Below are 24,999 nucleotides of genomic sequence, written 5' to 3'. Positions count from 1 at the left end.
TCAGGAGTTGCCCTCATGTACACCGACATCATCATCGGGGCCGGGTCGGCCGGGGCGGTCGTGGCCGCCCGGCTCTCCGAGGACCCGGACCGCCGTGTCCTGCTGCTGGAGGCCGGCCCCGACTTCCCCGACGTCGAGACCATGCCGGAGGACCTCCGCAACGGCCTCTACCCGTCGTTCATCGACCACGACTGGGGCTTCCGGGCCGAGGCGGTGCCCGGGCGGGAGATCCCGCTGGCCCGCGGCAAGGTCGTAGGCGGCTGCTCGGCCATCAACACCTCGCTGGCCGTACGGCCGCGACCCGTCGACTTCGAGGAGTGGTCCTCCCTCGGCGTGGGCGGCTGGACGTGGGAGGAGGTCCTGCCCTACTTCAACCGGCTGGAGGACGACCGCGACTTCGGCCCGCCCGACCACGGGAAGGGCGGGCCCATCCCGGTCTGGCGGTGGCGGGACGAGCAGCTCGGCCCGCTGCAGGTGGCCCTGCGGGAGGCGTGCAAGTCGCTCGGCTTCCCGGAGACCGAGGACCACAACGCGCCGGACGGCGCCGGGGTCGGCCCGCTGGCCACCAACCAGGTGGACGGGCTGCGGATCTCCACGGCCATCGCCTACCTCGGGCCGGCGCGCGAGCGCGGCAACCTGGAGATCAGACCGGAGACACTGGTCGACAGGATCCTCGTGGAGGACGGCCGCGCCGTCGGCGTCGTCGTCCGCGGCGAGCGGGGCGAGGAGGTCGTCCGGGGCGACCGCATCGTGCTCAGCGCGGGCGCGATCGGCACGCCGGCCATCCTCATGCGGTCGGGGATCGGGAACGCCCAGGCCCTCGGACGGCTCGGCGTCCCCGTGGTCGCCGACCTGCCGGGCGTGGGCGAGAACCTGAAGGACCACCCCACCTGCCTGGTGACCTTCCGCCCGCGGCCCGGCGTGTACGACGAGTCGCTGCCGGTCGTGCAGATGATGCTGCAGGGGACCTACCCCGGCTCCGGCGAGACCGACGACATGCAGATCTACGTCTTCAGTCACGTCGACCTGAACGGGTTCGCCGCCGACCTGCGCGAGCAGATCGGCACCGACAAGGTCTTCATGATCTCGACGGGGGTCGAACGGCCGTTCTCGGTCGGCCGGGTGACGGTCGAGTCGACCGACCCCGCGGCCGCGCCGAAGATCGTCTACAACTTCTTCGACCACCCCGAGGACCTGCGCCGCATGCGGGAGGGCATCCGCCTCGCCCGGCGCATCGCCGAGACCCCGTACTTCCGGCCGTTCGCGATGGGCGACATGGTGCCGTCGCCGGAGGTCATCGAGTCCGACGAGGCGCTGGACGAGTTCATGCGCGCCACCGTCGACAACCACTGCCACCCGATGGGCACGGCCCGCATGGGACCCGACGGGGACCCGGGCGCGGTGGTGGACGAGCGCTGCCGCGTGCGGGGCGTCGAGGGCCTCGTCGTGGCGGACGCGTCCGTCATCCCCGTCACCATCCGAGTCAACACCAACCTCACCTGCATCATGATCGGCGAGCGTGTCGCCGACTGGCTGCGGGCCGACCAGGACTAGAAAATGCCGCTCACCACCGAAATCGCACGTGCGGAGACCGCACCGCCCGCCATCGGCCTGTTCGCCCTCAACGGCGGCGAGACCGTGGAGGACCCCGCCGACATGCGGGACATCGCCCGGCTCGCCGAGGACGCCGGCTACGACTCGCTGTGGATGGGGGAGCACCCGGTGATGCCGGTGCCCCCGCCTCCGGGCGGGTGGTTCCACCCCGGGTACGTCCTCAACGACCCGCTGATCACGCTGTCCCATCTGGCGGCGCTGACCAGCACGATCCGGCTGTGCACCGGCGTCATGCTGCTGCCGCTGCGCAATCCCGTGATCACGGCCAAGCAGGTGGCGACGCTCGACCGGCTGTCGGGCGGGCGGTTCACGCTCGGTTTCGGCATGGGCTACATCAGGGCCCAGGCGGACGCGGTCGGGGTGGCCTTCAGGGGCCGCGCCGACCGCGGCCGCGAGCATCTGGAGGCCATGCGCGCCCTGTGGTACGACGAGCCGCCGGTGGCCTACCACGGCGCCCACGTCGACTTCAGTGGCGTGGAGTCCTTCCCCCGGCCGGTGCAGGCCGACCTGCCGCTGGTCGCGGGCGGCCACAGCGACAAGGCGCTGCGCCTCGCGATCACGCACGCCCACGGGTGGTTCGCCTTCGGCCTGCCGCCCGCGCACCTCGAGGCCCTGCTCATGCGCCTGCGCGACATCGCGCGGACGGTGGAGCGGCCGGCCCGGCTCGGTCCTCTGTCGATCACGGTGTCCCCGCCCAGGGGCGGGATCGACAAGGACATCGTCGAGGCCTACCGGCGCCTGGGCGTCGACCGCCTGGTGCTGTGGGCCCCTCCCAACCTCGGGGCGCGCGGGCTGACGGACTACGTCCGTCGCAACGCCGCCCACATCTCTTCTCCGTGAGTGAGTTGAGGAGATCCAATGGAAACCACCGGCACGGCCGTGTCGACCACGCGGCTGCCGTCGCTGACCGGTATGCGGATCATCGCCGCCGGCATGATCTTCTTCTTTCACGCCCAGTTCGAGCACGTGTTCGCCGACCCCGCCGCGCAGGACGTGTACGCGGCCATCCTCGGTCAGGGCGGGCCCACGGGCGTCGGATTCTTCTTCATCCTGAGCGGGTTCGTCCTCACCTGGTCCGCCAGGGCCGGTGACACGCCGGGACGGTTCTGGCGCCGCCGGTTATTCAAGGTCTACCCGAACCACTTCGTCACGTTCCTGGTCGCGGCGCTGCTGCTGACCTGGCTCGTGACGCCGCCCCAGGCCGGGCCCGCGCTGCTCAACCTGTTCCTGCTGCAGGCGTGGACCCCGAACCTGTCGGTCATGCTCAGCGTGAACTCCGTCTCCTGGTCGCTGTCCTGCGAGGCGGCGTTCTACCTGCTGTTCCCGTTCCTGCTGACGCGGATCAACCGGATCAGGCCGGAACGGCTGTGGTGGCTGGCCGGCGGGCTGCTCGCCCTGATGTGGGCCGTGCCCACCGTCGTCGCCCGGCTGCCCCTGCCCACCGGCGGCCCGAGCATCCCCTGGCACAACGTGTCGCAGTGGGAGTTCTGGCTGGCCTACACCGCCCCGCCGGTGCGCGCGCTCGACTTCGTGCTCGGCATGGTCATGGCGCGCATCGTCCTCAGCGGCAAGTGGATAGGGCTCCGGCTCGGCCCGGCGTTCGCGCTGCTGGTGGTGGGCTTCCTGGCCGCCGGCGTGGTCCCGGTCGTCTACCGGATGGTGGCCGTCACCGCGATCCCGATGGCCCTGGTGATCCCGGCCGCCGCCATGGCCGACGTCAGAGGCACCAGATCGCTGCTGCGCCTTCCGGCGATGGTGTGGCTGGGGGACATCTCGTTCGCCTTCTACCTGTGGCACCGGCTCGTGCTCCGCTTCGGACACATGGCGGTGGGCGCGAAGCGGCAGTGGGACACCCTGCCCGCGCTCGGCATGCTGCTGGCCGCCCTCGCCGTGACCATCGCGCTGTCCTGGCTGCTCTACCGCTTCGTCGAGGTGCCGGCGATGCGGCGCTGGAGCAAACCGCGCCGGCGGCCCGCCGGGGCCGTCGCCCCCGAGGCGGTGGCGGCGCCCGAGGACACGGTCGTCTCTCCCAGGCCCGCCCCCTCCGCCCTTCCCCTTCCGCCGCCGGAGGGATAGTCCGATGGCCGAGCTGTCGGCGGTGCTCGTCCTGCGCGACAGAACGTCCCTCGAGACGTCCCAGGAGGACGGGCACGACCTCGACGAGGCGCTGCGGGCCGCGAGGATGCGGGTCGTCCACGCCCTGCCGGACGAGGTCGTCAAGCACCTCACCGGACCCGACCCGCCCGACCTGCTCCTGCTCCCGTCCTCACTGGGCGCGGACCGCGTCGGCCGGTACGGAATGCTCCTGCGCCGGGGGAACGGGGACCTCCTCGTCCCCCCGGCGCCGGAGGGCGACCCGTCCGGGCGGCACCAGGGGCGCCACACGGCGGTGATGGTCTACCTGGACGGGGAGCTGGCCGACCTGGAGGCCTGCGTCAAGCACGGTTACCACTACCTCGTCCCGCCGTACCGCGGCTCGCTCATCAGGACCCAGCTGATGTGCGACGTGGAGCGGCACCGGCTGGCCCGCGTGGCGGAGGAGGCGGCCCTGGCCGTCTCCCTCCGCCAGTACGAGCGCGAGCTGCGCATCGCCCAGGAGATCCAGGAGGGGTTCCTGCCCTCCGACCTCCCGTGCGCGCCGGGCTGGGAGATCGACGTACGCTTCCGCCCGGCCCGGGCGGTGGCCGGCGACTTCTACGACGCGTTCCCCCTGCTGCAGGGACGCCGCCTGTCCATCGTGGTGGCGGACGTGTGCGACAAGGGGGTCGGGGCGGCGCTGTTCATGGCCCTGATCCGCACGCTGCTGCGGCACACGGCCGAGCACGCCGGGCAGTGGAACCTCTTCGACGGCCTGCCGCCGCTCGAAGCGCTCGCCCGGGACGTCCGGCAGGAGTCCCCCGCGCTCGTGCCGGGGGCGGCGCCCCTGCTGCAGGCCATGACGGGGACCAACCGCTACATGACGAGCAACCACCAGGGGTACTTCGCGACCGTCTTCTTCGGGGTGCTCGATCCGGAGTCCGGCTGCCTGCTGTACGCCAACGGCGGCCACAACCCACCGCTCCTCAGGCGGGTGGGCGGCCGCCTGGAGCGGCTGCAGGTGACCGGACCGGCCGTGGGGCTGCACCCCGACTCGGAGTTCCGCCTCGCCGAGGTGCGGCTCGACCCCGGCGACGTGCTGCTCGCCTACACCGACGGGGTGACGGACAGCCGGGACCCCGAAGGCGAGTTCTACGGGGAGGACCGCCTGTCGGCCCTGGTCCGCGGCCTGGCCGGCACCTCACTGGGGCTGCTGGACCGCGTGGAGGCCGACGTACAGGCCCATCTGCGCGACGGCGAGCAGTACGACGACATCACGATGCTGGCCCTGCGCCGGCTCGCCGGCCGGTGACGGCGCATGCCGATGATCGTGACGGTCCACTCCTGGGGTGGCGGGGTCGGCAAGACCACGGCCGTCGCCAACCTGGGCTATCTGCTCGCCCGGCTGGGCCTGCGGGTCGGCCTCGTCGACGCCGGCCTGCAGGCGCCCGGCCTCCATCTCGCCTGCGGCGTCCCCGACGGGCAACTGCGCCGCGGCATCACCGGCTACCTGGTGGGCGAGTGCGGGCTCGACGACATCCTGTACGACCTCGGCCCGCTCGCCGGTCTCGGCGGCGGCCGCGGCGCGCTGCACCTCGCCCCCGGGGTGGTGGACATGGGGGCGATAGCCCGGCCCGCCCTCGCGGGCCAGTACGACACGGGACTGCTGCACGAGGGCATCCGGCAGATGGCCGTGGCGCTCGACCTCGACGCCGTCCTCGTGGACACGCATTCCGGGGTCAACCACGAGGCCGTGCACGCCCTTGCCATCGCGGACGTCTGCCTGACGGCGGCCCGCCCCGACACGCGCGGCCTGTCCGGCGGCCCGCTGATGGCCACCATTTCGAGACGGCTCAGCGTGCCCTTCGCCCTCGTGCTGTTCACGATGGTCCCGCCCGGGATGACGAACACCGCGCTCACCGGCATCGCGCTGCGCCGGTACGAATCCCCGATGGCCGGCGCGCTGCCCTGGGCCGCGGAGCTGGCCAGGGGCGACCACACCGGGCTGTTCGCGGCCGCCTTTCCCGAGCACCCTTTCACGGTCGCGCTGCACGACGTCGCGAATCTGCTGGCCGGGCTGCGCACCTGACGGAGTGCCGCCGCCGACTTCAAGAAGTAGGCGCGGCCCCCGCCGTTTTTCTTGTCCGTCGCATCCGCGTCGCCTTGACTTCTGGCTGACGGAATTCATCACGACCGCACGTAGATGGGAGAGCAATCAACATGTCGAAAAGAATTCTCGTTCTCCTTTCCGAGTACGGCTACTGGGGGGAGGAATTGCTCGGCCCGGTCACCGCTTTCGACCGGGAAGGATATGAGACCGTTTTCGCCACGCCGACGGGGAAGCGGCCCCGCGCCCTCCCGCCGAGCCTCGACCCCGGCTACATCGACCCGCCGCTCGGCCGCTCGGTCACCACGCCGGAGGTGGCCGTCGCGGCCAGGGACCTCGACGAGTCGAACCGGCTGGACGCCCCGCTGAGCCTGAGCGCGTGGATTCCCGAGCGGCCGTATGACAGCGAGCCCGACCACCTCCGCAAGCTGGAGGCGTACTACCGCGCCCTGGGCGAGGTCGACGCCGACATCGAGCAGTACGACGCGCTGGTGATCGTGGGCGGCAGCGGCCCGATCGTCGACCTCGCCAACAGCGGCCGGGTGCACGACCTGATCCTCGCGTTCCTCCGGGCGGACAAGCCGATCCTGGCCGAGTGCTACGGCATCGCCTGCCTGGCCTTCGCCCGCGACTGGGAGACCCGGGAGAGCATCATCTGGGGCAAGCACGTCACCGGCCACTGCAAGGAGTACGACTACAAGGACGGCACCGGCTTCCTCGGCGTGGACTTCAACATGGGCCCGCCGCCGTACCCGCTGGAGTACATCCTGCGCGACGCGACCGGCCCCGACGGCCGCTACCACGGCAACGTCGGCAGGGAGACCTCCGTCATCGTCGACTACCCGTTCATCACCGCCAGGTCCACGCCCGACTCGTTCCTGTCGGGGGAGAAGCTGGTGGACGTCCTCGAGACCGGGCTGCGCCGGTACGGCTGGTGATCCGACGTGGCTTCGAGACCGGGCAAGGTCGCGATGTTCGAGCAGTTCGCGGCGGACGGGATCAGGCTCGTCTTCGGCAATCCCGGCACCGTTGAGCAGGGCTTCCTCGATGTCCTCGAACAGCGCGCGGACATGGAGTACGTCCTGGCCCTGCAGGAGACCGTCGCGGTGGCCATCGCGGACGGCTACGCCCGCGCCACGGCGGGGCCCGCGCTCGTCCAACTCCACGCCGGCGTGGGGCTGGGCAACGCGGTCGGCATGCTGTACCAGGCCATGCGCGGCCACTCGCCCCTCGTCGTCGTCGCGGGCGAGGCGGGCGTCCAGTACGAGAGCATGGACGCCCAGATGGCCGCCGACCTCGTGGCGATGGCGCGGCCGGTGACGAAGTACGCCACCCGGGTCACGCACCCCGGTTCGGTGCTGCGGGTGCTGCGCCGGGCCGTCAAGACGGCGATGACGCCGCCGCGGGGCCCCGTCTTCGTGGCGCTGCCGATGGACGTCCTCGACGCGCAGACCGCCGAGCCGGCGGTGCCGAGCACCGTGCCGAGCCGCGCGGTGACGCCGGCCGCGTACGACCTCGACCGGGCGGCCCGGGTGCTGCGGGACGCGCGGTCACCGGTGATCCTCATGGGCGACGGCGTCGCGGTCTCCGGCGCCCAGGAGGAGCTGGCGCTCGTGGCCGAGCGGCTCGGCGCCCCGGTCTGGGGGGTCGACTCGTCCGAGGTCAACATCGACACCGCGCATCCGCTCTACCGGGGGCAGCTCGGGCACATGTTCGGCCACGTCAGCGCCGCGGCGGTCCGCGACGCCGACGCCGTGCTGATCGTGGGGACGTACGTGTTCCCCGAGGTCTTCCCCCACCTGGTCAGCCCGTTCAGGGAGGACGCACGGATCGTCCACGTCGACCTCGACGACTACGAGATCGCCAAGAACTTCCCCGTGGACGTCGCGCTGTGCGCCGACCCCAAGCTCACACTGGCCGCCCTCGCCGACCGCCTGCCTCCCGCGCCGGTCCGCCCGGCGCTCGCGGGGCCGCCCCCGGAGGGCGACACGCTGATGGACGCCTTCGCGGCCGAGATCGCCCGCCGGGTGCCGGCCGGCCTGGTCGTCTTCGACGAGGCGCTCACCGCCTCGCCCGCGCTCACCCGCCGCCTGCCCGCCCGCGTCCCCGGGTCGTACTTCCTCACCAGGGGCGGCTCGCTCGGCGTCGGCATCCCGGGTGCGATCGGGGCGAAGCTGGCCCGGCCGGACGCCGAGGTCGTCGGTTTCACCGGGGACGGCGGCAGCATGTACACGATCCAGGCCCTGTGGACGGCGGCCCGGCACAACGTGGCCGCGCGGTTCGTCATCTGCAACAACCGCCGTTATCAGCTGCTCGACGACAACATCGAGCAGTACTGGCGCGAGCGGGACGTCCCCCCGCACGCGCACCCGTCCGGCTTCGACCTCGCCCGGCCGGAGATCGACTTCCCGGCCCTCGCCCGGAGCATGGGCGTCGAGGCCGTCCGGGTGGACAAACCCGCACAGGTGGAGCGCGCCGTCGAGCGGATGCTGTCCGCGCCCGGCCCGTTCCTCGTCGACCTCGACACGGGAGGGACCCGGTGAACAGGCTGGACGGGGCCACCGTCGCCATCCTCATCGAGAGCGACTTCGTCGAGCCCGAGGTGCACTACTACCAGCGCAGGTTCGCGGAGGAAGGGGCGCGGACCCGGTTCGTCACCCGCCTGTGGGGGCAGCCGTCGCTCACCTTCCACGGGCACGAGTTCCGCGAGCCCCTGACCGTGGACGGCGACCTGGAGGCTCTCGACGCCGAGGGCCTGCGGGAGCTCGACGCGCTCATCGTCCCGTCCGGCATGGTGTCGGACCGGCTGCGCTACAGCGAGAACGCGGGGGAGCTCTCCCCCGCGGTGCGCCTGCTGCGGGACGCGTTCGCGCTGCCGGACGTGCTGAAGGGGATCGTCTGCCACGGCATGTGGCTGGTGTCGCCCATCGCGGAGGTCGTCCGGGGACGCCGGGTGACCTGCCACAACAACCTCGTCTCCGACGTGCGCAACATGGGCGCGGTCTACACCGACCAGGACGTGGTGGTCGACGGAGACCTGGTGACCGCGCGCACGGCCGACCACTGCCACGCCTTCGCCCGCATGATGATCGAGCTGATCGCGGCGCGGCGCGGGCGCAGGACGGCCGGCGCTCCCCGGCGCGTCGTGCCCCGGCGCGCCGCGCCCCGCCACCTACCGGTCCGCCACGAGCCGGTCGGGAAGGAGAGCGGGACGGAGAACAGGGGGGAGGGCGACCGGCGGCCCGCCGTCCCCTCCCCCCGGGCCGCGTCGGGGGACACGGAGCCGGCCTTGCGCGGCGGCTACACCTACTCCGACCTGGTGGCCGGCGTGATCACCGGGTACGACGCCGAGCAGGGGCTCGTCGACCTGCGCACCGCGGAGGGCCGCACGGTCACCGCGCGGCTCACCTCGACCACATCGGCCGAGTTCCTGCGCAACCTCGGCGATCCCTACCTCGACGCGTCCGGTCACCTGCGGGAGCTGCTCACGCCGGGGCGGCGGCTGTTCGCCCACGGGATCTTCTACCCCGACGGCGGGCCGGCCTCCTTCGACGCCAAGCGGCTGGTCTTCGTCGGCCGCAGACCCGACGAGCACGTCTTCGAGCAGCCCGACTGGTGGGTGCGGCAGATCCGCGAGCTGGGCCGCTTCTACCGGCGGGCCCAGTTCGGGGACGAGGGGCCGGTGGACTTCGCCGACTACCGCACGGTGCTGCGGCTGGGCGGCGACAAGGCCGACCACCACGTGCAGGAGACCGACACCATCTCGCGGCTGGTCTACGGGATGTCGTCGGCGTACATGCTCACCGGCGACGAGGACTTCCTCGAGGTGGCCGAGCGCGGCACCGCCTACCTGCGCGAGCACATGCGGTTCGTCGACCCCGACGAGGACGTCGTCTACTGGTACCACGGCGTCGACGTGCGGGACGGGGTCGAGCACAAGCTCTTCACCTCGGAGTTCGGCGACGACTACGACGCCATCCCGATGTACGAGCAGATCTACGCCCTCGCCGGGCCCACGCAGTTCTTCCGGGTGACCGGCGACCCGGAGGTGGCCGCCGACATCGACGGCACCCTGCGGCTGTTCCGCAAGTTCTTCCGCGATCCCGACCGCGGCGGCTACTACTCCCACATCGACCCGATCCTGCTCAGCCCGCACCACGAGTCGCTCGGGCCCAACCGGTCGCGCAAGAACTGGAACTCCGTCGGCGACCACGCGCCGGCGTATCTGATCAACCTGTTCCTCGGGACGGGCGACGAGCGGCACGCCGACATGCTGGAGGAGACGTTCGACCTGATCGTGCGGCACATGCCGCGCGAGGACAGCCCGTTCGTGCAGGAGCGGTTCCACGGCGACTGGTCCCCGGACCGCACGTGGGACTGGCAGCAGGACAGGGCGGTGGTCGGGCACAACCTCAAGATCTCGTGGAACCTCATGCGGATGATGTCGATCCGTCCGAAGGACCGCTACCGCGAGCTCGCCGAGCGGATCGGCCACCGGATGCCGGAGCTCGGCGCCGACCTGCGCCGCGGCGGCTGGTACGACGTGGTCGAGCGGAGCCTGGAGCCGGGGCGGCGGGTGCACCGCTTCGTCTGGCACGACCGCAAGGCCTGGTGGCAGCAGGAGCAGGCGATCCTGGCCTACCAGATCCTGGCCGCGCTGACCGGGCAGGAGGAGTTCCGGGGACGGGCGCGCGAGGCGGCCGCGTTCTACAACGCGTTCTTCCTCGACCACGACGAGGGCGGCGTCTACTTCAACGTGCTGGCGGACGGCACGCCCTACCTGGTGGGGACCGAACGGCTGAAGGGCAGCCACTCGATGAGCATGTGCCACGCGGCCGAGCTGTGCTTCCTGGCGACGGTCTACCAGCGCCTGCTCCTCGACCGGGAACCGCTGAGCCTGTGGTTCCGGCCTTGCCCGGACGGGTTCCCCGACCGGGTGCTGCGGGTCGCGCCGGACGCCCTGCCGCCCGGCATGGTGCGCCTCGACTGGGTCGAGGTGGACGGCAGGCCCTACTCCGCGTTCGACCCCGAGGGCCTCACGGTCAAGCTGCCGGACTCAGAACGGCCGGTCACGGTCCGCGCGCACCTCGCTCCTCGATAGCCCCCTGATAGGCCCCCGGTGAGCCCCGATGAACAAGCCGTCGAACGAGCCGACGAAGGAGTCCCGATGACCGAGCCGGTCGTGCTGGTCGACACATCCGTACGCGACGGGACGACGGTCATCGGGCTGACCGGGGAGCTTGACGGCCGCTCGGGTCCCGGCGTGCAGCGGCGGCTCATGGAGCTGCTGCCGGAGGACGGGCGGGTGCTGCTGGACATGTCCGGCGTGACGTATCTGTCGAGCGCGGGGCTGCGGGTGCTGCTCCTGCTGCACCGCGCGGCCGACGGGCGGGTGGCGCTGACCGGCGTCCCTCCCGAGATCGAGACCGTGATGGCCGCGACCGGTCTCCTCGACCTCTTTCGCGTGGCCGGCTCCTCCGTGACCGACTCTTCAGTGGCCGACCGTTAGGCAGGACCCGATGCTCGAGACCCGCGTCGACGCGTACCCGACGCACCGGATCGGCGGCGTGCCGGTCCGGGCGGGGCGGACCCTTCCCTTCGGGGCCACCCCGGTGCCGGGCGGCGTCAACTTCTCGGTCTACTCCAACAACGCGACCGCCATGACGCTCGTGCTGTTCCGGCGGGGGGAGGCGGCGCCCCTCGTGGAACTGCCGTTCCCGCCGTCGTTCCGCCGGGGCGGCGTGTACGCCATGACCGTGTTCGGGCTCGACGACCTGGGGCTGGACGTCGAGACGCTCGAGTACGGCTACCGCGCCGACGGCCCGTCCCGCCCCCAGGACGGCCACCGGTTCGACCCGGGGACGATCCTCCTCGACCCGTACGCCAAGCTCGTCGGCGGACGGGAGGTGTGGGACGCCCCCCGCGACGCCGTGTACCCCTACCGGGGCCGGATCGCGCTGGACGACTTCGACTGGGAGGACGACCGGCCGCCCGGGATACGCCCGGAGGACCTGATCGTGTACGAGCTGCACGTCAGGGGCTTCACCAGGCACCCGTCGTCGGGGGTGCGGGCCCCCGGCACGTTCGCCGGCCTGGTCGAGCGGTTGCCGTACCTCGTGGACCTCGGGGTCAACTGCGTCGAGCTGATGCCCGTCTTCGAGTTCGACGAGCTGGACAACCCGCGCGGGCCGCACAACTACTGGGGCTACAACACGGTCGGGTTCTTCGCCCCCAAGGCCTCCTACGCGGCCTCCGGGCCCTACGGCATGCAGGTCGACGAGATGAAGAACCTCGTGAAGCAGTTCCACCGCGCGGGCATCGAGGTCGTGCTCGACGTGGTTTTCAACCACACGGCGGAGGGAAACGAGCGGGGGCCGTCGATTTCGTTCCGCGGCCTCGACAACAGCACCTATTACATGCTCACGCCGGACGGCCATTACTACAATTTCAGCGGCACCGGCAACACGGTGAACTGCAATCACCCGGTCGTGCGGGAATTCGTTCTCGACTGCCTGCGCCACTGGGCGGCGGAATTCCACGTCGACGGGTTCAGGTTCGACCTGGCGGCCGTGCTCGGGCGCGCCCCCGACGGTACGGTCCTCGCGAACCCGCCGCTGCTGGAGTCGCTCGCCCACGACCCGGTGCTGCGCGACTGCAAGCTCATCGCGGAGGCGTGGGACGCGGCCGGCCTCTACCAGGTGGGGTCGTTCCCGTCGTACTGCCGCTGGTCGGAGTGGAACGGGCGCTACCGCGACGCCGTGCGGCGGTTCGTCAAGGGCGATCTCGGGACCGTGGGCGAGCTGGCCGCCCGCATGACCGGCTCCACCGACATCTACGGCCCCAGGGGGCCGGTCGCCTCGGTGAACTTCGTCACCTCCCACGACGGCTTCACCCTGCGCGACCTGGTGTCGTACAACCGCAAGCACAACGAGCTCAACGGGGAGGAGAACCGCGACGGGGACTCGGCCAACCATTCCTGGAACTGCGGGCACGAAGGCCCGACGGACGATCCGGACGTGCTGGCGCTGCGCGCCCGGCAGGTGCGCAACGCCCTGCTGCTCCTGCTGACCAGCCACGGGATCCCGATGCTGCTCGCCGGCGACGAGATGGGCCGCACTCAGCAGGGCAACAACAACGCCTACTGCCACGACGGGCCGCTGTCGTGGATCGACTGGGATCTCGCCCGGGAGCACCGGGACCTGCACCGGTTCGTCCGCAACGCGATCGCGTTCCGCCGCGCCCACCCCGCCCTGCGGCGCGGGGAGGGGGCGCTCGGCCATTCGGTGGACGGGCGGCTTCCCGAGGTGAGCTGGCACGGCGTGCACGCGTGGACGCCGGACTGGTCGCCGCACAGCCGCCTGGTCGCGGCCATGTTCTCCACCATGAGGGATGACGGGGGATACGACTGCGTCTACGTGGCGGCCAACTCCTACTGGGAGGGGCACGTCCTGGAGCTCCCCGCACCCCCTGAGGGCACCGTCTGGCACCTGTTCGCCGACACGGCGGCCGCGCCGCCGCACGACGCCCACGAGCCGGGACGCGAGCCCCGGCTGGCCGACCAGGTACGGGTCTCGATCGGCCCGCGGGCCACGCTCGTCCTGGTCGCGAGGGAACGACTACCAGAGGAGTGAAGGAGCATGACGCTCGACGCGAAGATGCACATCGACGAGGGCACCGCGACGATCCGGCTCTCCGGGGAGCTCGACGGACGGTCCGCGCCCCGGCTCAACCTGCTGATCTCCGATGCCGTCGCCGCCCAGGTGCGCCGGTTGGTGCTGCTGGTCTCCGACGTGACGTACATGTCGTCGGCGGGCATCCGCTGCCTGCTGTTCGCCCACCAGAAGCTGCCGAGGGGCGCGGAGATCGTGCTGGTCGGCACCCGGCAGGAGGTCGCGGAGACCATCCGGATGACCGGCTTCGACCGTACCGTCGTGATGCAGGAGTCCGTCGAGCGGGAGTCCGCGGAGGCTTGATGATCGGGTGCCGACTCCGACTGGACGCCGGCGCGTCGTTCGCCGGAAGGGTGGCCGAGTTCGTCCTGACGCTGGCCCGCACCGGAACCCTCCACACCCGGCAGGCGTACTGGCTGCGCCTCGCGGCCGACGAGATCACGACGAACATCGCGCAGCACGGCTACGGCGGCCGCGGTGGTGTGATCGACCTGGAGGGCGGGGTGGAGACCGACCGGGTGTGGGTGCGCGTCGAGGACGACGCGCCGCCGTTCGACCCGACGAGATACGACCCCGCGCCCCGGCTCGCCGCCGATCCCGCCCTCCGCGAGGAGGGCGGGTACGGCCTGCTCCTGGCGCTGGGCCGGCTCGACGAGTTCGTCTACGACCGCGTCGGCGGGCGCAACCGCAACATCCTCGTCATGCGGAGGACTCCGCGCGAGGGAGAGTGAGACGAAACGAAACGAGACGAGACGAGCGGGCGGCCGCCGCGGCCCCCGCTCGTCTCGTCTTCCGTGCTCGCCCGCCGCACGGGCACCTCGTAGGCCGCCGGTGGTGTGCTCACCACCGGCGGCCATGGTCACCGCGCCGGCACCTCGTCGCGGGCGGGGGTGCGCGCCGTCCTGCTCCGTCCCGTCTCCGCGCCGTTCGGCACGGCCGCGGCGGCCTCGCGGAGGTCCGGGCCGGCCGTCGCCCGCGCGCCGCGCAGCATCGCGGCGACGGCCGCGGCCACCGGCTCCTGAGCACGGTCGGCGGCCGCCGCGGACACCGGACGCCCCGCGCGGGCGAGCGCACCCGTCAGCTCGCCGCGCAGGTAGGCCGGAAGCCAGGCCGACTCGACGTGGCACCCCTCCGACACGGCGAGCGCCCGGCGGAGGTGGAGCACCGCCTGCTGCGGCAGGTCGGCGGCGAGCGCCGCCTGCGCCGCGTGCACGAACAGCGCCGTCTCCCGGTCGCCGCGGTCGAGGTTGGCCTCGGGCTCCGCGGCGCCGGTCACCGCCAGGATCCAGGCCCGCTGCGCCAGGTGCCGGTCGCGGCGGCTGTCCCGGTCGGGCCGGGCCGCCAGAGCCCGCAGGAGCAGCAGATCGGCCGCCTCGGACGGCTTGCCGAGGCCGAAGGCCGTGACCAGGGCGCGAGCGAACGTGAGCCGCGCGGGTTCGGCGTCGTCGCCGTCCGCGGCGGCGGACGGGGGGAGCGAGTCCAGGAACGCGGCGGCCTCCTTCCCGCGGCCGCGCAGCAGGAGGACGACCGCCCAGACGTCGGCGACGTCGGACGCCGCCCGCTGCCACAGCGCCACCCGGCACAGCTCCTCCGCCTGATCCAGGCCGAGGCAGGCCCAGGCCCGGCGCGCGGCCGCCGCCGCGTCCGCCGCCTCGCGCGGCAGCGCCGGGTCGAGCGGGCCCGGCTCGGTCATCTCCCATCGGCCGCGCCGCTCCGCCAGGCACCGGACCAGTCCGGCGTCGGCCAGCTCGTGCAGCCGCCGCGGCACGCCGCCGGTCAGCGCGTGCAGCGCCGCCGCGGTGGCCTGCCGTACGGGACCTCCCACAAGACGCGTGAACAGCTCCGCGACGTCACGCGGCCCCAGCGGTGGCAACACCAGATGCACCAGCCCCCGCTCGTACATGAGGCAGTCGGTCGGATCGGGCCGGGGGGCGGGGTCGTCCTCGCCCCGGGTGATCGCCGTCCTGCTCACCACCAGGGCCGTGGTGTGCGACCGGTTGAGCGCGCGGAGTGTCAGGAGCGTCTCGTGGTCCGCCAGGTGGGCGTCGTCGAGGACGACCATGAACCGCCGGCCGCCGGCGAGCATCCGCAGGGTCCGCGCCGCCTCCTCGGGCGCCGGAACCGGTCCCGGCGGGAGCACGCCGCGCAGCGCGGCCATCGCGCCGGTCCCCCGGGGGCGTAATCGCAGTACGAGATAACCGTGGCGCTCGGCGAGCGTGACCGCCAGCCGCAGCATCGAGGTCCGGCCCGTGCCGGGGGCGCCGCTGATGACGACGGGCCCCGACGCGGGCCTGTCCAGAGCGCTCGTCAGTTGCGCAGTTTGTTCCGTCCTGCCGACTTGAGGCCAGGGCGTCATGGCTCCTCCCCATGTCGAGGTGAATATGAGCAATGACCATTTCCGGTCGGCGCTTCCATGGTCAATGCCGAACTAACGGAATGCCGGGGGCGGGCGGGCGCGCATCCCAGTGGTGGCATTCGCAATGCCAGCGTCGATGGGCTCTGTTCATCGGCGGCCCCGTATTCGAGGCTCGTTTTTGACCCAATTCGCGAAGATCGCACGAAGGGTGCGTCCGAGGTGAGCGAAGCAGTTCCCATAGTGCTGGGTGTGGCCCTGGTCCTCACGGTCTGGAGCAGCGTGCTCCGCACCGTGATGACCCCCCAGGGCCGGTCGTCGCGCATGGCCCTGCGGACGGTCCGGGTGGTCGCGGCCGGTGCGTACCTCGTGGCCAGGCACCTGCCCGGAAGGTATCGGGAGCGGGTGCTGGAGATGTGCGGGCCGACGGCGGTGTTCGCGGTGGGGGCCGCCTGGCTGGTCGCGTCCTTCGCCGGGTTCGGGCTGGTCGCCTACGGCGCGTACGGCGTGAGTCCTCATCCCGAGGACATCGCCGAGGTGTTCCTGATGCGCTCGCCCGGCGCCGCCCTCGCCGCCCTCGCGTGGTTGTCGTCAGCGCTGATCCTCGTCGCGTTCACCGCGCACCTGATGCGGATCATCGACGCGTTCAGCCGGCGGGAGCGGTTCGTCCTCCGGCTGGCCGGGCAGGCGGTCCGCCCGCCGGACGCCGAGGCGGTGCTCGCGGAGTGCGTACGCTCCGGATCGCGGGACCACCTCGACGACATGTTCGCGGAATGGGCGGCGTGGCTCGCCGACGTGGGCGCCAGCCACGTGGCCTACCCCGCGCTCGCCTTCCAGCGCCCGGCCGGGGAGCTGTGCTGGCTCAAGGCCGCCGTCATCGTGATGGACGCCGCGGCGCTCACCGAGGCGGTGGCTCCCGACTGGGCCCCGCCCAACACCCGCACCGTCCTCGACACCGGCACCCGGTGCCTGCAGCGGGTGGCGGCGCAACTGGGCGTCCGGGTCCATCCGGCGCTGGTCAGCCTGCAGGGCAGGGAGGAGCAGAGCTTCGCCGACACGATGCGGCTCGCCGTGAAGGCCGGCCTGCCCACCGACCGCGACGAGCGGGGGGCCGAGGCGGTCTTCCAGAACCTGCGCAGGCGCTACGCGCCGTACTCCACGGGCATCGCCGCCCGCATCTTCTACGAGATCGACAGCTACGAGCCGCCACCCGACAACGGCGTCGGTCGAGCGGAGAGCGACACGCCGATGGCGTGCTGAAGGATCCGCCCTCTCATCACGGGAGCGCCAATGTTGTCTGTTCCGGACGTCTACGCGTCCTCCGATCTCACGGAGCTGGCCGAGTTCTGCCGGCATCTGTTCTCCTCCTTCGCCCGGTCCGACCAGCGCCGATGGGCCGAGGTGTACGTGCGCGGCCTCGACTGCGTGCCGGGCCGCAAGTCGATCCGGCGCATCTCGGAACAGGTGGTGGGCTGGCCCGCCGACCAGTGCCTCCAGCAGTTCCTCAACCAGAGCCCCTGGCGCTGGGAACCGGTGCGGCGGCTCCTCGCGCACGACATGGCCGCCGTGCTGCGGCCCCGCGCCTGGACCGTCGAGGAGGTCGTCTTCCCCAAGAACGGCTCGCACTCCGTCGGCGTCGCCAAGCAGTACGCCCACTCGGCCGGCCGGGTCCTCAACTGCCAGCTCGGGCTCGCCGTACTGATGGCCGGGCAGGAGGGCGCCTGCCCGGTCAACTGGAGGCTCCTGCTGCCCCGCTCGTGGGACGACGACGCCAGGCGGCGCGCGGTGACCCATGTGCCGGCGCACGAGCGCGCCCGCTCGCGCTGGCAGCATCTGCTGGACGCGCTCGACGAGATGGCCGGGTGGGAGCTCGCCGCCGCGCCCGTGCTCGTGGACGCCCGGCAGAACCGGCGGGTGGAACAGCTGGTCCGCGGGCTGGAGGAGCGCGGCCTGCGCTACCTCGTCCAGGTTGACGAGCACACTCCGCTCGGCCCGGGCCCGTCCCGCACGGCGGGCGAGATCGCGGCGGCCGTCACCGGGCCGTCGGCGCAGACCCTGAACTGGTGGCACGGCCACGGCCGGGTCACCTTCCGTTCGACGCCCGTGTCGCCGCACGGGTCCCTGCCTCATGGGCCGGGCATGCCGTACGAGATCGGCCGGCCGCGCGCCCGGGTGCTGGCGGAGTGGGGTCCGGGCCGCCAGGCGCCCGCCCGGCTGTGGCTGACCAACATCACGCAGGCCCGGCTGCCCGACCTCATCGGCCTGATCGGGCTGCGGGAGCGGGCGCGCGGCGACCTGACCCGCGTGGGCGAGGAGTGCGGGCTGCGTCACTTCGAAGGCAGGTCGTATCGGGGCTGGCATCACCACGTGACGCTGGTCTCGGTGGCGCACGCGTTTCACTTGCTCGGGTCGGTCCGCAGTGAGGCCGACCGCTCGGCCTGACACTTCCGGGACAGGCGGGAAAAAGGCGTGAGAAGATTGCAGATATTTCGCCCGGGGGGGCGGGTGCGGCATCTTCACCCGGCGATACAGCTCCACGATAATGATGGGTTAAGCCGATTTGCGCTGAACGACCCGGACCTTGTTGCGGCAGTCGTTGGGGGATGCCTTGTCCGACAGGAGCGAGAACAGACAGGAGCTCGCTCAGTTTCTGCGTAGCCGTCGCGCGCGCATCAGCCCCCAGGAGGCCGGGCTTCCCACCGGAGTCCACCGGCGTACGAAGGGCCTGCGCCGGGAGGAGGTGGCCGTTCTCGCGGGGCTCAGCCCCACCTGGTACACGTACCTGGAGCAGGCCCGCGACATCCATCCCTCCCCGCAGGTCCTCGACAGCCTGGCCCGCGTCCTCGGCCTGAGCGAGGACGAGCGCGCCTACGTCCACCGCCTCGCGTTCGGCCAGGGGCCGGCCGAGGCCGCGTACCGGCTCGACGAGTCGGACGAGAAGCTGGTCTTCCAGGTGGTGGAGGTGGCGGGTCACGGCCCTTTCCCGCTGTACGCCGGCAACCGGTACGGCGACGTGGTGGCCTGGAACCGCGCCGCCGCCGACTGGTACACCGACTTCGGCGGGCTGCCCCGGCCGCGCAGGAACATCCTGTGGTGGATGCTCACCGATCCGGAGGCCAAGAAGCGACTGGTGAACTGGGCCGACGACACGCTCGACGTCATCGCGAGGCTGCGGCTGGCATACGCCACGAGGACGGCGGACCAGAGGATGCAGGAGCTGGTGAGCGACCTGGAGAGCGCCAGCGCCGACTTCCGCGGCTGGTGGCGCGAGCAGCATGTGCGGGGGCAGCACCAGCGGCCGCGGACACTCGACGTCCCCGGATTGGGCAGACGCACCTTCCGTCTCGTCGTCGCGAGCGTCCTGGACAGCCCGGGGCACTCGCTGGTGATTCACCTGCCGCTGGCCGAGGAAACGGGAACCGGCTCCTCCTGAATCCCAGTTAGCCGCTTTTATCGCTTATTTCGTTATCTCACCATGGACGTACTCACGTCACCGGCGGGATGGTGGAAGCACTGCGTGACGTCGGAGCCGGGCGGGGATGTCCATGCCCCGGCTTTTCCCGCAGCCGACCACAGCCGACCACAGGGCCGGTCACCGCACACCTCGCCACCGAATGGGGGACCCCGTGCACCATGACTTCACGTACCCGGAATTGACGTACCCGGACTCGACGTACCCGTCGGCACGTGCCCGCGCAGCCGCGCAGGCACGCCGGCGCGGAGTGGTCCGAACAGAGGAGACGGTCGCATGAGCATGGCGTCCGTCCCCCCGCGCGACCCGATCGCGATAATCGGCGCGGGGTGCCGATTACCCGGCGCCTCCGGTCCGTCCGCCTTCTGGGACGTGCTCGCAGGCGAGCGCGACGCGGTCGGAGAGATTCCGCCGGGACGGTTCCCCGGCGCCGGCGGCATCGGCACACGAGCCGGCGGCTTCCTGGACGACATCGACAGCTTCGACGCCTCGTTCTTCTCGATCTCCCCGCACGAGGCGCTGCGCATCGACCCCCAGCACCGCCTGCTCATCGAGGTCACGTGGGAGGCCATCGAGGACGCCGGCATCCCTCTGCACAAGCTCGCCGGCAGCCGTACGGCGGTCTACACGAGTTGCCTGTGGTCCGACTACTGGGACCGGCTGCGCGGAGCCGGCATGTACGACATGCACGCGGCAATCGGCGGGGGCAACTGGGGCAACCTCCCCGGCCGCATCTCCTACCTGTTCGACCTGCGGGGCCCGAGCATGAGCGTCGAGGCCACCTGCTCGACCTCCCTGGTGGCCGTCCACCTCGCCTGCAGGGAGTTGTGGGCGGGCCAGACCGACATGGCCGTCGTCGGCGGCGTGAACCTCCTGATGGCCCCCGACATCTACCTCGGCCTGTCCGACGCCGGCATCCTGTCGCCGGAGGGCCGCTGCAGGTTCGGCGACGCCGACGCGGACGGCTACGTGCGCAGCGAGGCCGTCGTCTCCCTGCTGCTGAAGCCGCTCAGGCGCGCGCTCGCGGACGGCGACCGCGTCTACGCCTCCATCGTCGGCACCGCGGTCAACAGCAACGGAAGGGGCGCCGGCACCCTCATCGCCGCCGGAGTGAGCGGCCAGGAGGCCATGCTGCGCGAGGCCTACCGCGACGCGGGCGTGCGGCCAGGGCAGATCGACTACGTCGAGGCGCACGGCCCCGGCACCCCCTCGGGCGACCTCACCGAGCTGACCGCGCTCGCCCGGGTCATGGGGGAGGGACGCGAGCCCGGGCAGCGGTGCCTGGTCGGCTCGGCGAAGTCCAACATCGGCCACGGGGAGGGCGCGGCGGGCCTGGTCGGGCTGCTCAAGGCCGCCCTGGCGCTCCGGCACCGGACGGTCCCCGCGACCCTGAACGTGCGCAGGCCCCACCCGCTGTTCGAGCAGCCGGGCATGCCTCTGGAACTCGTCCGCCGCACCCGCGAATGGCCCGAGCGGTCCTGGCCGGCGATGGCCGGCGTCAGCTCCTTCGGCCTGTCGGCCACCAACGCCCACGTCGTGCTCGCCGAGGCGCCGCCCGTCGTGGCGGCCCGCCGTCGCCGGTCGGGAACATACCTGCTGCCGCTCTCGGCCAGGGACGAGCGCGCGCTGCCCGACCTGGCCCTCCGGTACGCCGACGCCCTGCAGCCGAGCAACTCCTCCCCGCACGACCTGTGCTTCAGCGCCGGCGACCGCCGCAGTCACCACGGGCACCGGGTCGCGGTCGTGGGCACGAACGGCCGGGGGATCGCGGCCGCGCTGCGGTCGTACGCCGCCGGGGCGGCCCCCCAGTCGGTCGTCACCGGGCAGGCGAGGGCCGGCGTGACGCCCAAGGTCGTCTACGTCTTCCCCGGGCAGGGCGCGCAGTGGCCCGGCATGGCGAGGGACCTGCTGGACGACAACCTCGTCTTCGCCCGGCGGCTGCGGGAGTGCGACAGGGCGATCCACGACGAGCTCGGCTGGTCGCTGATCGACCTGCTGCGGGAGGGCCGCCCGCTGTCCGGGACCGACGAGATCCAGCCAGCCCTGTGGGCGATCCAGGTCGCGCTCGCCTCCGTCTGGGCCGCCTGGGGGATCCGCCCCGACCTCGTGATCGGCCACAGCATGGGCGAGATCGCCGCCGCGACCGCCTCGGGCGCCCTCACCGTACGGCAGGGCGCCGCCGTGGTGTGCCGCAGGAGCCGCCTGCTGACGCGGCTCGGCGGATCCGGTGAGATGTGGGCGGTGCAGGTCGGCGAGCTCCAGGCGCGCGAGGCCATCGGCGAGAACGCCGACAGGGTCTGCGTGGCGGTCGTCAACAGCGTGCACTCCTGCGTGCTCGCGGGCGACGCCGACGCGCTCGGCGAGGTGGTCGAGCGGCTGCGGCGCGACGGCGCGTTCTGCAAGCAGGTGCAGGTCGCCTACGCTTCGCACGCCCCCCAGATGGATCCCATCCGGGACGACCTGATCGAGGCGTTGGCGGAGCTGCGCCCCCGGCCCGGGGCCGTGCCGATGCACTCGACGATGCTCGACGAGATGGTCGACGGCTCCCAGCTCGACGCCGGCTACTGGATGGAGAACCTGCGCCGGCCCGTGTGCTTCGCCTCCGCCGTGCGCGCCGCGCTGCCGGACGAGGGCCCGGTCCTGTTCATCGAGATCAGCCCGCATCCGCTGCTCGCCTCGGCGATCGAGGACGAGATCGCGGCGGCGGCCGGCGCCGGGACCGTGATCCCCTCGCTGTGCCGGGACGAGCCCGGGCTCGAGTGCATGCTGCGGTCCCTGGGCGTCGCGTACGTGCAGGGCTGCGATCCCGACTGGAGCCGGTTGTATCCGGGGGGACGGTTCACCCCCCTTCCCGGGTATCCATGGCAGCGCCGGCGGTTCTGGGTCGATCCGCGGGACTCCGCCGCGCCGGCGTTCGCCGCCGCTGCCCTGCCCGCCGTGACCGGGCCGTACACCGTGACGGGCGTGGAGGCGGTCCCGGGCGTGGAGCCCGCGCCTGGCCGGGACGACGTGACCGTGTCTCCCGTGCTCGTGTCCTCCGCCTCCGTGTCGTCCCTGTCATCCGTGGCCTCTGTGTCGTCCGTGTCCTCTGTGCCGTCCGTGTCCGTGGGGGACGTCATCGCCGGCCCGGCCGCCCTCGTCGGGCCCGGTCCCGTCGCGGCCCTGCCTGCCGTCCCCGTCGCCGAGGCGGCCGCAGCCGGTCCGGACGGGGACGGCATGGCGGACCCGCCGCTCACGGACAGGTCGGTGGCCGCCGCGGCGATCACCAGATACGTCGTGATGCGCTCCGCCCGCATCCTCGGCATGTCGCCCGACGAGCTCGACCTGGACTCCCCGATAACCGTGCACGGTCTCGACTCCGTGCTCGCCGCCAAGCTGAGCGCCCAGATCCAGGCGGACCTAGGCGTGCACGTGCGGGTGGGCGAACTGCTGCGGCACCGCCCGCTGAGCAACCTGACCGGCGAGCTGTACGAGGCCGCCTCGCTCCGCGCCTCCGGCCGCTGACGCGGAAGACCCGCCCGTTCCGCGGGCGGGTCTGGTCATCCCGACAAGCGTCACGCCCGGCGGCACATCCCTGTGGAGAGGACGCCGCCACGCGTCATACGGCGGAGTGCGGCGAACGGGGCCGCCTCGTGGGGTGCGGCCCCGTGCCTGCCGGTACCGGTCAGTGGCGACCCGCGCCCGGGCCGGACCGGTGCGGCGCGCCCGCGGCGAGTGCCAGGTCCTGCTGGAGCACGTAGTACTGAGACTTGGGCTGCAGGTTCCCGTCGTAGAACAGGGCGGCACCCTCCTGCGGGTCGTCGAACCAGCCGGGAATCCAGGAGTACGTGTCGGCGAATCCCCACGGGGTGAACGAGATGCACTCGCGCACCGCCAGGCAGGCCTGCAGGGCGCGGGACCAGTAGCTCTCCTGGGCGTACGCGGCCAGCGGACTGGTGGGGGTGTTCTCGTTCGGCGGGGCCTGCGTGAACGTGCGGACGTCCACCTCGGTCTCGGCCACCTTCAGACCGAGATCCGCGAAGCGCTGCAGGTTGTTCTGCAGGTCGGGGAAGCCGTACTGGGTGTCCAGGTGGCCCTGGAAGCCGACGCCGTCGATGGGCACGCGCTGCGCCTTCAGGGTCTTGACGAGGTCGTACACCGCGTTGCTCTTCGGCCCGGTGAACTCGAGGTTGTAGTCGTTGTAGAACAGCAGGGCCTTGGGGTCGGCCTCGTGCGCCCAGCGGAAGGCGTCGGCGATGTAGCCCAGGCCGCCCCACGCCTTGTACCAGATGTCCTGGCGGGGCTGCCCGTCGTCGTCGAACGCCTCGTTGACCACGTCCCACTGCCAGATGTCGCCCCTGAAGTGCTTCACCTGGTCCTGGATGTGCTTCTTGAGCAGGGCCTTCAGCTCGTCATTCGACAGGGTGGTGGTGTAGCCGTCGGAGGAGAGCCAGGTGGGCAGCTGGCTGTGCCACACCAGGGTGTGGCCGCGGACCAGCTGCTTGTTCTTCTTCGCGAAGGCGACCAGCCGGTCGGCGGCGGCCCAGTCGTACGTGCCGCGGTTGGGCTCCACCAACTGCCACTTCATCACGTTCTCGGGAGTGACGGTGGAGAACTGCTCGGCCGTGATCCGGGTGTAGTCGGCGTTGCTGCCGAGTTCGTCCGTGTTCACGGCGGTGCCGATGCGCAGGCCGATCCGGTCGCCGAGGGCGCGCAGCGAGTCCGCGGGGTACTTGACGGCCTGGGACTGCGCGGGGGCGGGGCCGGGCTCGGCCGAGGCAGAGCCGGCGAGAGTCACCCCGCCCAGCAGGACCGTGGCGCTCACGAGGCCGATGGACAGTGCGGGACGAAGCAAGGGAACTCCTCGGGTTGGGGGGAAACGGGGGGAGATGGGTGGTGCGATCAGGTCAGCCCCGGCGGGCGGGCAGCGACAGGTGCCATCCCTCCGACCGAAGCGCGGGGATGACGGCGTCGACGGCGTCGACGGTCTGGCTCCGGTCTCCGCCGCCGTCGTGCATCAGGACCACCGCGCCCGGCGTGATCCCTTCGCGCAGGCGGCGGATCAGCTCGGCGGTGCCCGGCGGCTCCCAGTCGCCGATGGCCAGACGCCAGCCCAGCGCCTGCATGCCGAGATCGGCCGCGACGGCCGGCGTCCGCCCCCAACTGCCGTACGGGGCTCGGAAGTACGGAATGCGCGCCCCCGGCACCGCTGCGCGGATGGCGGCGCTCGTCTCCAGCAGGTCGGCGCGGATCTGCTCCGCCGGCCAGGCCGCCATGTCGTCGTGGCGCATGCCGTGATTGCACAGTGTGTGCCCGTCGGCGACGATCCGCCGGACGACCTCCGGGTGCTGCCGTACATGGTCACCCCAGAGGCAGAAGACCGCCTTCACGTGGTGCTCGCGCAGCACGCCGAGCAGGCGCAGCGTGTCGGGCGGATTCGGGCCGTCGTCGAAGGTGAGGCCGACCGACAGCCCGCCGCCGCGGGTCGAGTCGACGACCGTGGGGGTCGGGTCGTCCGCCAGGGCCGGACGCGCCATGCCCAGCAGCAGACCTATCGCGGCCAGTGGAACTGCGAGAAGACGTGGCCCGCGTGGGCGCCGGCTTCGGTTGACCACGATGACTCCATCTTCAGGCGACGAGGATGCCCGAAAGTTTCTGTGACATTACGAAAGTAATGCAGACCATAGGAACGCGCTTGTGGTACGTCAAGGGGTCAAAACCGCTCGTA

At 72.0% G+C, this 24,999-nt stretch carries 19 protein-coding genes; 16 read left to right on the top strand and 3 right to left on the bottom strand.

The window, feature by feature from the left end:
* The first annotated feature begins 15 nt into the window (after positions 1–15).
* From mftG to FH610_RS36740, 12 genes are all read left to right on the top strand, one after another.
* The gene (mftG, locus tag FH610_RS36795; protein WP_139579844.1) at positions 16–1,554 is read left to right on the top strand and encodes a mycofactocin dehydrogenase MftG; all 1,539 of its coding nucleotides are present in this window, start codon (positions 16–18) and stop codon (positions 1,552–1,554) included.
* Positions 1,555–1,557: 3 nt separating this feature from the next.
* Positions 1,558–2,454 carry a TIGR03619 family F420-dependent LLM class oxidoreductase gene (locus FH610_RS36790; RefSeq protein ID WP_139579843.1) on the top strand — a complete coding sequence of 299 codons (897 nt, stop codon included), beginning with the start codon at positions 1,558–1,560 and terminating at the stop codon, positions 2,452–2,454.
* 18 nt (positions 2,455–2,472) lie between these two features.
* On the top strand, positions 2,473–3,690 hold the full coding sequence (locus tag FH610_RS36785) for an acyltransferase family protein (RefSeq protein WP_139579842.1): 1,218 nt from the start codon (positions 2,473–2,475) through the stop codon (positions 3,688–3,690).
* 4 nt (positions 3,691–3,694) lie between these two features.
* Positions 3,695–5,002 carry a PP2C family protein-serine/threonine phosphatase gene (locus tag FH610_RS36780; protein WP_139579841.1) on the top strand — a complete coding sequence of 436 codons (1,308 nt, stop codon included), beginning with the start codon at positions 3,695–3,697 and terminating at the stop codon, positions 5,000–5,002.
* Positions 5,003–5,008: 6 nt separating this feature from the next.
* Positions 5,009–5,779 (top strand): MinD/ParA family ATP-binding protein, encoded by a 771-nt coding sequence (locus tag FH610_RS36775; protein WP_081964603.1) that lies wholly within the window; start codon positions 5,009–5,011, stop codon positions 5,777–5,779.
* Between the two features lie 131 nt (positions 5,780–5,910).
* A complete protein-coding gene (locus tag FH610_RS36770; protein ID WP_041952867.1) occupies positions 5,911–6,735 on the top strand; it encodes a type 1 glutamine amidotransferase domain-containing protein in 825 nt (274 codons plus the stop codon).
* A gap of 6 nt (positions 6,736–6,741) precedes the next feature.
* The gene (locus tag FH610_RS36765; RefSeq protein WP_139579840.1) at positions 6,742–8,340 is read left to right on the top strand and encodes a thiamine pyrophosphate-binding protein; all 1,599 of its coding nucleotides are present in this window, start codon (positions 6,742–6,744) and stop codon (positions 8,338–8,340) included.
* Positions 8,337–10,898, top strand: a complete 2,562-nt coding sequence (locus tag FH610_RS36760; protein WP_205826337.1) for a DJ-1/PfpI family protein — start codon at positions 8,337–8,339, stop codon at positions 10,896–10,898. The genes FH610_RS36765 and FH610_RS36760 overlap by 4 nt, the downstream gene beginning before the upstream one ends.
* Before the next feature lie 66 nt (positions 10,899–10,964).
* Positions 10,965–11,306 (top strand): STAS domain-containing protein, encoded by a 342-nt coding sequence (locus FH610_RS36755; protein ID WP_139579839.1) that lies wholly within the window; start codon positions 10,965–10,967, stop codon positions 11,304–11,306.
* A 10-nt stretch (positions 11,307–11,316) separates the two neighbouring features.
* On the top strand, positions 11,317–13,428 hold the full coding sequence (glgX, locus tag FH610_RS36750; protein WP_139579838.1) for a glycogen debranching protein GlgX: 2,112 nt from the start codon (positions 11,317–11,319) through the stop codon (positions 13,426–13,428).
* A gap of 6 nt (positions 13,429–13,434) precedes the next feature.
* Positions 13,435–13,770 carry an anti-sigma factor antagonist gene (locus FH610_RS36745; protein ID WP_139579837.1) on the top strand — a complete coding sequence of 112 codons (336 nt, stop codon included), beginning with the start codon at positions 13,435–13,437 and terminating at the stop codon, positions 13,768–13,770.
* Positions 13,770–14,198 carry an ATP-binding protein gene (locus tag FH610_RS36740; protein ID WP_041952862.1) on the top strand — a complete coding sequence of 143 codons (429 nt, stop codon included), beginning with the start codon at positions 13,770–13,772 and terminating at the stop codon, positions 14,196–14,198. The genes FH610_RS36745 and FH610_RS36740 overlap by 1 nt, the downstream gene beginning before the upstream one ends.
* Positions 14,199–14,326: 128 nt before the next feature.
* Here the strand turns inward: FH610_RS36740 and FH610_RS36735 are convergent, their stop codons facing one another.
* Complete coding sequence (locus FH610_RS36735) at positions 14,327–15,823, bottom strand: ATP-binding protein (protein ID WP_139579836.1); 1,497 nt, start codon at positions 15,821–15,823, stop codon at positions 14,327–14,329.
* A gap of 219 nt (positions 15,824–16,042) precedes the next feature.
* Between FH610_RS36735 and FH610_RS36730 the strand changes: the two genes are divergently transcribed.
* From FH610_RS36730 to FH610_RS36715, 4 genes are all read left to right on the top strand, one after another.
* On the top strand, positions 16,043–17,080 hold the full coding sequence (locus tag FH610_RS36730; protein ID WP_139579835.1) for a hypothetical protein: 1,038 nt from the start codon (positions 16,043–16,045) through the stop codon (positions 17,078–17,080).
* Between the two features lie 30 nt (positions 17,081–17,110).
* The gene (locus FH610_RS36725; RefSeq protein WP_139579834.1) at positions 17,111–18,262 is read left to right on the top strand and encodes an IS701 family transposase; all 1,152 of its coding nucleotides are present in this window, start codon (positions 17,111–17,113) and stop codon (positions 18,260–18,262) included.
* Positions 18,263–18,428: 166 nt separating this feature from the next.
* Positions 18,429–19,253, top strand: a complete 825-nt coding sequence (locus FH610_RS36720; RefSeq protein WP_161628176.1) for a helix-turn-helix transcriptional regulator — start codon at positions 18,429–18,431, stop codon at positions 19,251–19,253.
* A gap of 315 nt (positions 19,254–19,568) precedes the next feature.
* Positions 19,569–22,796, top strand: coding sequence for a type I polyketide synthase (locus tag FH610_RS36715; protein WP_139579832.1), 3,228 nt, complete (start codon positions 19,569–19,571; stop codon positions 22,794–22,796).
* A 160-nt stretch (positions 22,797–22,956) separates the two neighbouring features.
* Here the strand turns inward: FH610_RS36715 and FH610_RS36710 are convergent, their stop codons facing one another.
* Both FH610_RS36710 and FH610_RS36705 read right to left on the bottom strand, forming a co-directional pair.
* A complete protein-coding gene (locus tag FH610_RS36710) occupies positions 22,957–24,126 on the bottom strand; it encodes an endo-1,4-beta-xylanase (protein WP_139579831.1) in 1,170 nt (389 codons plus the stop codon).
* Between the two features lie 52 nt (positions 24,127–24,178).
* Positions 24,179–24,808 carry a polysaccharide deacetylase family protein gene (locus FH610_RS36705; protein WP_139579830.1) on the bottom strand — a complete coding sequence of 210 codons (630 nt, stop codon included), beginning with the start codon at positions 24,806–24,808 and terminating at the stop codon, positions 24,179–24,181.
* Between the last annotated feature and the right edge of the window lie 191 nt (positions 24,809–24,999).

The sequence above is a fragment of the Microbispora catharanthi genome (assembly GCF_006334915.2).
In the GTDB taxonomy this organism is placed as follows: Bacteria; Actinomycetota; Actinomycetes; order Streptosporangiales; family Streptosporangiaceae; genus Microbispora; species Microbispora catharanthi.
Note: the sequence above shows the minus strand (reverse complement) of the source record. Positions and strands in the feature narration are given on the sequence as shown.

Coding starts and splice junctions, on each gene's coding strand:
- FH610_RS36785 (WP_139579842.1), top strand. CDS start 2,473: ATGGAAACCACCGGCACGGCCGTGTCGACCACGCGGCTGCCGTCGCTG.
- FH610_RS36715 (WP_139579832.1), top strand. CDS start 19,569: ATGAGCATGGCGTCCGTCCCCCCGCGCGACCCGATCGCGATAATCGGC.
- FH610_RS36790 (WP_139579843.1), top strand. CDS start 1,558: ATGCCGCTCACCACCGAAATCGCACGTGCGGAGACCGCACCGCCCGCC.
- FH610_RS36705 (WP_139579830.1), bottom strand. CDS start 24,808: ATGGCGCGTCCGGCCCTGGCGGACGACCCGACCCCCACGGTCGTCGAC.
- FH610_RS36725 (WP_139579834.1), top strand. CDS start 17,111: ATGTTGTCTGTTCCGGACGTCTACGCGTCCTCCGATCTCACGGAGCTG.
- FH610_RS36770 (WP_041952867.1), top strand. CDS start 5,911: ATGTCGAAAAGAATTCTCGTTCTCCTTTCCGAGTACGGCTACTGGGGG.
- FH610_RS36780 (WP_139579841.1), top strand. CDS start 3,695: ATGGCCGAGCTGTCGGCGGTGCTCGTCCTGCGCGACAGAACGTCCCTC.
- mftG (WP_139579844.1), top strand. CDS start 16: ATGTACACCGACATCATCATCGGGGCCGGGTCGGCCGGGGCGGTCGTG.
- FH610_RS36755 (WP_139579839.1), top strand. CDS start 10,965: ATGACCGAGCCGGTCGTGCTGGTCGACACATCCGTACGCGACGGGACG.
- glgX (WP_139579838.1), top strand. CDS start 11,317: ATGCTCGAGACCCGCGTCGACGCGTACCCGACGCACCGGATCGGCGGC.
- FH610_RS36745 (WP_139579837.1), top strand. CDS start 13,435: ATGACGCTCGACGCGAAGATGCACATCGACGAGGGCACCGCGACGATC.
- FH610_RS36775 (WP_081964603.1), top strand. CDS start 5,009: ATGCCGATGATCGTGACGGTCCACTCCTGGGGTGGCGGGGTCGGCAAG.
- FH610_RS36735 (WP_139579836.1), bottom strand. CDS start 15,823: ATGACGCCCTGGCCTCAAGTCGGCAGGACGGAACAAACTGCGCAACTG.
- FH610_RS36740 (WP_041952862.1), top strand. CDS start 13,770: ATGATCGGGTGCCGACTCCGACTGGACGCCGGCGCGTCGTTCGCCGGA.